This window comes from Sphingomonas sp., from assembly GCF_031380695.1.
In the GTDB taxonomy this organism is placed as follows: Bacteria; Pseudomonadota; Alphaproteobacteria; order Sphingomonadales; family Sphingomonadaceae; genus Sphingomicrobium.
Genome location: NZ_JANMWY010000155.1, coordinates 1 through 5,412, shown reverse-complemented (window position 1 = coordinate 5,412; position 5,412 = coordinate 1). Strand labels below are relative to the sequence as shown.

6 protein-coding genes and 2 pseudogenes are annotated in these 5,412 nt (G+C 67.1%); all 8 read left to right on the top strand.

The window, feature by feature from the left end:
* Positions 1–93, top strand: a pseudogene (locus tag RMN84_RS05890) (transcriptional regulator); the annotation flags it as partial.
* An 86-nt stretch (positions 94–179) separates the two neighbouring features.
* Positions 180–602 (top strand): Fur family transcriptional regulator, encoded by a 423-nt coding sequence (locus tag RMN84_RS05885; protein ID WP_309611262.1) that lies wholly within the window; start codon positions 180–182, stop codon positions 600–602.
* A gap of 34 nt (positions 603–636) precedes the next feature.
* Positions 637–1,338 carry a lysophospholipid acyltransferase family protein gene (locus RMN84_RS05880; protein ID WP_309611261.1) on the top strand — a complete coding sequence of 234 codons (702 nt, stop codon included), beginning with the start codon at positions 637–639 and terminating at the stop codon, positions 1,336–1,338.
* A gap of 9 nt (positions 1,339–1,347) precedes the next feature.
* A complete protein-coding gene (gene miaB, locus RMN84_RS05875) occupies positions 1,348–2,661 on the top strand; it encodes a tRNA (N6-isopentenyl adenosine(37)-C2)-methylthiotransferase MiaB (RefSeq protein ID WP_309611260.1) in 1,314 nt (437 codons plus the stop codon).
* Positions 2,662–2,824: 163 nt separating this feature from the next.
* Positions 2,825–3,799, top strand: a complete 975-nt coding sequence (locus tag RMN84_RS05870) for a PhoH family protein (protein WP_309611263.1) — start codon at positions 2,825–2,827, stop codon at positions 3,797–3,799.
* Positions 3,799–4,305 carry an rRNA maturation RNase YbeY gene (gene ybeY, locus RMN84_RS05865; RefSeq protein ID WP_405051447.1) on the top strand — a complete coding sequence of 169 codons (507 nt, stop codon included), beginning with the start codon at positions 3,799–3,801 and terminating at the stop codon, positions 4,303–4,305. The genes RMN84_RS05870 and ybeY overlap by 1 nt, the downstream gene beginning before the upstream one ends.
* Positions 4,306–5,190, top strand: coding sequence for a hemolysin family protein (locus RMN84_RS05860; protein ID WP_309611258.1), 885 nt, complete (start codon positions 4,306–4,308; stop codon positions 5,188–5,190). It begins immediately after the preceding gene.
* 17 nt (positions 5,191–5,207) lie between these two features.
* Positions 5,208–5,412 (top strand): annotated as a pseudogene (locus RMN84_RS05855) (apolipoprotein N-acyltransferase); the annotation flags it as partial.

The following is a 5,412-nucleotide window of genomic DNA, read 5'->3' as shown; positions in this document are numbered from 1 at the left end:
GCGCCCAACTATGCCGAACAGCGTCGGATGCTCGCCAAGTCGATCGGACTTGGCACCAAGCGCCGCAAGACGACGACCGCCAAGGCGCGTTGATTGCGATGATCCTCCCCGTGATGATTTCGCGGGGAGGACGTCGCCTGCCCTTTGACCGCCGCATCGCGCTAGCCTAATCGATAGTGATGCAACGCCGGATCGACATCGAAGCTTTGTGCGCGACCAAGGGGTTGCGCATCACCGACCAGCGGCGCGTGATCGCCCAGATCCTGGGCGATTCCGAAGATCATCCCGACGTCGAGACGCTCCACGCCCGCGCCGCCGCAGTCGACCCCCGCATCTCGATCGCCACCGTCTATCGGACCGTCCGCCTCTTCGAGGAGGCCGGCATTCTCGAACGGCACGAGTTCGGTGACGGCCGCTCGCGCTATGAAGCGGCGTCGGACGAACATCACGACCATCTGATCGACGTCGAGACCGGCAAGGTGATCGAGTTCGTCGACGAGGAACTGGAAGCGTTGCAGCGGCGGATCGCCGAGAAACTCGGCTTCCGCCTCGTCGACCACCGCATGGAATTGTTCGGCGTCGCGGTCGACCGCAATCACTGAGCCGTCGCGGGTACGGGCAGTCGGGCGGGTCGCCGTGCTGGCCTTGCTCCTGCTGGTCTGCCTTCCGCCGCATCTGCTGAGCAAGCTGTTCGGCCGGTCACGCTGGCCGCCGCGCTTTCTTGGCGGGTGCGCGCGCATTTGCGGGGCGCGGGTGAGCACGGCAGGAACGCCAGTCGAGCCGCACTGCCTGCTGATCGTCAATCATGTCAGCTGGCTCGACATCCTGGTCATGGCGGGGGCAACCGGCACGCGCTTCGTGTCGAAAGCGGAGGTGCGCGACCAGCGGTTGATGGGCTGGCTCGCCGACCAGAACGACACGCTCTACATCGAGCGGCAGGACCGGCGCGGGGTGCATGACCAGGCGGCATCGGTTGCGGCGGCGCTGGCCGACGACCGGCCGCTGGCGCTGTTTCCCGAGGGCACGACCGGCGACGGGGTGACGCTGCTGCAGTTCCGCCCCGCGCTCCTCGCCGCCGTCGCCCCCGCCCCGTCCGGCACGACCGTACGCCCGGTGGCGATCGACTATGGCGCGATGCGGGTGGCGATGGGGTGGAGCGACGGCGAGAGTGGCAAGGCCAATGCGCTCCGATTGTTGGGGCGGCGCGGGACTTTTCCGGTCGTGGTCCGCCTCCTCGACCCGCTCCCGCCGGGCGAGGACCGCAAAGCGATGGCGCGCGATGCGAGGGTGGCGATTGAAGAAGCGCTGGGTTCAAACATCGTCCCCTCTGCCCTATAGGGTCGCGCCATGACCCCTTCCCCCAAGTCCTTCCGCGTCAAGAGCTTCGGCTGCCAGATGAACGTCTATGACGGCGAGCGCATGGCCGAGTTGCTCGGTGCCGAGGGCATGGTCGCGGCGGCGGAGGGAGCGGATGCCGACCTGGTCGTGCTCAACACCTGCCACATCCGCGAGAAGGCGGCGGACCGCGCTTACTCCGACGTCGGCCGCCTGCGCCGCGCAGACGGCAGCAAACCGATCATCGCGCTGGCGGGCTGCGTCGCACAGGCCGAGGGCGAGGAGGCGAAACGGCGGTCGAAGATGATCGACCTGGTGGTCGGCCCGCAAGCCTATCACCGCCTGCCGGAGATGGTCGCCGAGGTCGTCGGGGGCAAGAGGCCGGTCGACACCGACATGCCCGCGATCAGCAAGTTCGATGTCCTGCCGGTGCGGCAGCGGAGCGGGCCGAGCGCCTTCCTGACGGTGCAGGAAGGGTGCGACAAATTCTGCACCTACTGCGTCGTGCCCTCCACGCGCGGTGCCGAGGTTTCGCGCCCGGCAGGCGATATCGTCACCGAGGCGCGGGCGCTGGTCGACGGCGGGGCGCGCGAGATCACGCTGCTGGGGCAGAACGTCAACGCTTGGGCGAATGAGACTCAGGGGCTCGACGGGCTGATCCGGACGCTCGCCGGGATCGAGGGGCTGGAGCGAATCCGCTATACCACCAGCCACCCGACCGACATGACCGACGCGCTGATCGCCGCGCATGCCGATGTGCCGAAGCTGATGCCCTACCTCCACCTGCCGGTGCAGTCGGGCAGCGACCGCATCCTCAAGGCGATGAACCGCAGCCATTCGGTCGCGTCCTATTTCGCCACGATCGACAAGGTCCGCGCGGCGCGGCCAGACATCGCCATTTCGGGCGACTTCATCGTCGGCTTTCCGGGCGAGACCGAGGAGAATTTCGCCGACACGCTGCGGATCGTCGATGCGGTCCGCTATGCCGCGGCCTACAGCTTCAAATATTCGCCGCGCCCCGGAACGCCCGCGGCGACCATGTCCGACCAGGTGCCGGCGGCGGTAATGGACGAACGGCTGCAGCGGCTCCAGGCGAGGCTCGCCGAGCATAGCACCGCGTTCAACCGGGCGACGGTCGGCAAGGCGACGACCATCCTGATCGACCGCAGGGGCCGCCTGCCCGGCCAGATGATCGGCAAGACGCCGTGGCTGCAGTCGGTGTTCGTGGAAACCAACGCGAAGATCGGCGACATGATCGAGGTGATCACGGTCAGCGCATTGCCCAACAGCCTGGGCGGGGTGTTGGCGACGGCAAAAGCCGCCTGAACCATGCGCCCGCTTGCGTCCCCCCGCCGTCGCTCTATCTACGATAGAACATGGGGCCGCGAATCCACACCAACCGAAAGCACAGCGACTTGATTCACCAGCGGATCGCCGCCTGATGGCGCGCAAGCCCGAACTCAACCTCGCCAGCCTGTCCGAGACGAGCATGGACAATTTCGGCCGCGCAAAGCTGGAACTGGACTTCGATCAACCCTATCTGCTCGGCCCGCTGTTCGGCGATTACGACCGCCACTTGGTGATGATCGAGCAGCGGCTGGGCGTGAACATTTCCGCGCGCGGCAACCGCGTGGTGATCGACGGCGAGCCCGATGCGGCGGCGCGCGCGCGCGATGTCCTGCTCGGCCTCTACAACCGGCTCGACCAGGGGCATGACATCGACGCCGCAGCGGTCGAATCGATCATCGGCATGGCCAATCAGCCGGCGCTCGACGGGATCATCGCCCCAGACGTCGCCCAGCCGTCGCAGATCATGATCCGCACGCGCAAGAAGACGATCGTGCCGCGTTCGGCGGTGCAAACCGCCTATATGGAATCGCTCGCCCGCGACGACATGATCTTCGCGTTGGGGCCGGCCGGCACCGGCAAGACCTATGTTGCGGTGGCGCAGGCGGTCAGCCAGCTGATCGCCGGGACGGTCGACCGGCTGATCCTGTCGCGCCCGGCGGTCGAGGCGGGCGAGCGCCTCGGCTTCCTGCCGGGCGACATGAAGGAGAAGGTCGATCCCTATCTCCGCCCACTCTACGACGCGCTGTACGACATGCTGCCGACCGAGCAGGTCGAGCGTCGGATCGCGTCGGGCGAGATCGAGATCGCGCCGATCGCGTTCATGCGCGGGCGGACGCTGAGCGATGCGTTCATCATCCTCGACGAGGCGCAGAACACCACGCCGCAGCAGATGAAGATGTTCCTGACCCGCTTCGGCATGCGCAGCCGGATGGTGATCTGCGGTGATCCCAACCAGACCGATCTGCCGCGGGGGGTCGAATCCGGGCTTAACGATGCGGTCGTCAAGCTGGAGGGGATTCCCAAGCTGTCGATGATCCGCTTCTCGTCGAAGGACGTTGTGCGTCATCCGCTCGTCGGGCGGATCGTCGAGGCCTATGAGGGTCGGGACGCATGATGCTGGACATTTCGGTCGAGGCTGACGCGGAGTGGGACAGTAGGATCGGCTGGGTGGCGCTCGCCGAGCGCGCCGTCGCCGCCGCCGTCGCCGAAAGCGCCTTTCCCCAGCTGGCGACGAGCGAGCGCAGCGTCGAAATCGCGCTGCGCCTGACCGGGGACGACACCGTCCGCTCACTGAATGCCGAATGGCGCGGCAAGGACAAGGCGACCAACGTCCTGTCCTTTCCGCTCGCCGAGGCGGACGAGCTCGGCGTGATCGGCGACGCCAACAGTCCCGAACTAATGCTCGGCGACATCGTGCTGGCGCAAGGCGTTTGCGCGACGGAGGCGGCCGAAAAGCGCGTGCCCATCGCCGACCATGCCGCGCATCTGATGGTCCATGGCACGCTGCATTTGCTCGGCTATGATCATGGCGACGATGTGACCGCCGAGGCGATGGAGGCGCGCGAAGTGCGGGCGCTGGCCCGGCTCGGGATCGCCGATCCTTACGCGGGCGATCGCTAGATGGCGCAGGAGCCCGAGGAACGCCCGTCGCGCCTGTGGCGGGGAATGCGCGCGCTGATTTTCGGCGACGACGGCGAGACCAGCCTGCGCGACCAGATCGAGGACGCGATCGACGAGGCAGAGACCTCGCCCGAGGTGCGCGGCGACCTGTCGTCGATCGAGCGGCAGATGCTGCGCAACCTGCTCCACTTCGGCGATCGTACCGCGGGCGAGGTTGCGGTCACCCGCGGCGACATCGTCTCGGTCCCCAACACGCTCAATTTCGCCGAGCTGGTCGCCGCCTTCGCTGAAGCCGAGCATAGCCGCCTACCGGTCACCGGCGATGACCTCGACGATGTCGTCGGCATGATCCACATCAAGGACGTGTTCGGCGCACTGGCCAATCCGGGGCGGCCGCGGACTATCGAGGGGCTGCTGCGCTCGCCGCTGTTCGTACCCGAATCGATGGGCGTGCTCGACTTGCTCGCGCGGATGCGGACCGACCGCATCCATCTGGCGATCGTCGTCGACGAGTTCGGCGGGACCGAGGGGCTGATCACTATCGAGGACGTCGTCGAGGAAATCGTCGGCGACATCGAGGACGAGCATGACGAGGAAGCGTCGTCGGCGCACCTCGTACTGCTCGAGGACGGGTTGTGGGAGGCCGATGCGCGGACCGAGCTGGAGGAAATCGCCGAGAAGGTCGACGCAAGGCTGGTCGAGGGGGACGACGAGATCGACACGCTCGGCGGACTGGCATTCCTGCTGGCGGGACGGATCCTGCCGCCGGGCGAGTCGGTCGAGCATTCGTCTGGCTGGCGATTCGAATCGATCGACGCGGACGCAAAGCGGATGATCCGCCTGCGCCTGCACGCGCCCGAAGCGGTAGTGGCGACAGACAAATAATGCGGTTCATCGTGGCCATGATCGGCGGCGCCGTGTCGGCCTTCGCCTTCCAGCCGTTCGGCTTCGCGCCGCTGATGATCATCGCGTTCGGGTTGCTGTGCGGGCTGGTCGAGCGGGCGCACAGCCTGCGTGGGGCGATGCTGACCGGCTGGGGCTTTGGGCTCGGGCAGTTCTGCGTCGGGCTGAACTGGATTGCCACTGCCTTCACCTATCAGGCGGCGA

Bases quoted from the DNA above. Each gene is read 5' to 3' on its own strand.
- RMN84_RS05885 (WP_309611262.1), top strand. From the start codon at position 180: ATGCAACGCCGGATCGACATCGAAGCTTTGTGCGCGACCAAGGGGTTG.
- RMN84_RS05870 (WP_309611263.1), top strand. From the start codon at position 2,825: ATGGACAATTTCGGCCGCGCAAAGCTGGAACTGGACTTCGATCAACCC.
- ybeY (WP_405051447.1), top strand. From the start codon at position 3,799: ATGCTGGACATTTCGGTCGAGGCTGACGCGGAGTGGGACAGTAGGATC.
- miaB (WP_309611260.1), top strand. From the start codon at position 1,348: ATGACCCCTTCCCCCAAGTCCTTCCGCGTCAAGAGCTTCGGCTGCCAG.
- RMN84_RS05860 (WP_309611258.1), top strand. From the start codon at position 4,306: ATGGCGCAGGAGCCCGAGGAACGCCCGTCGCGCCTGTGGCGGGGAATG.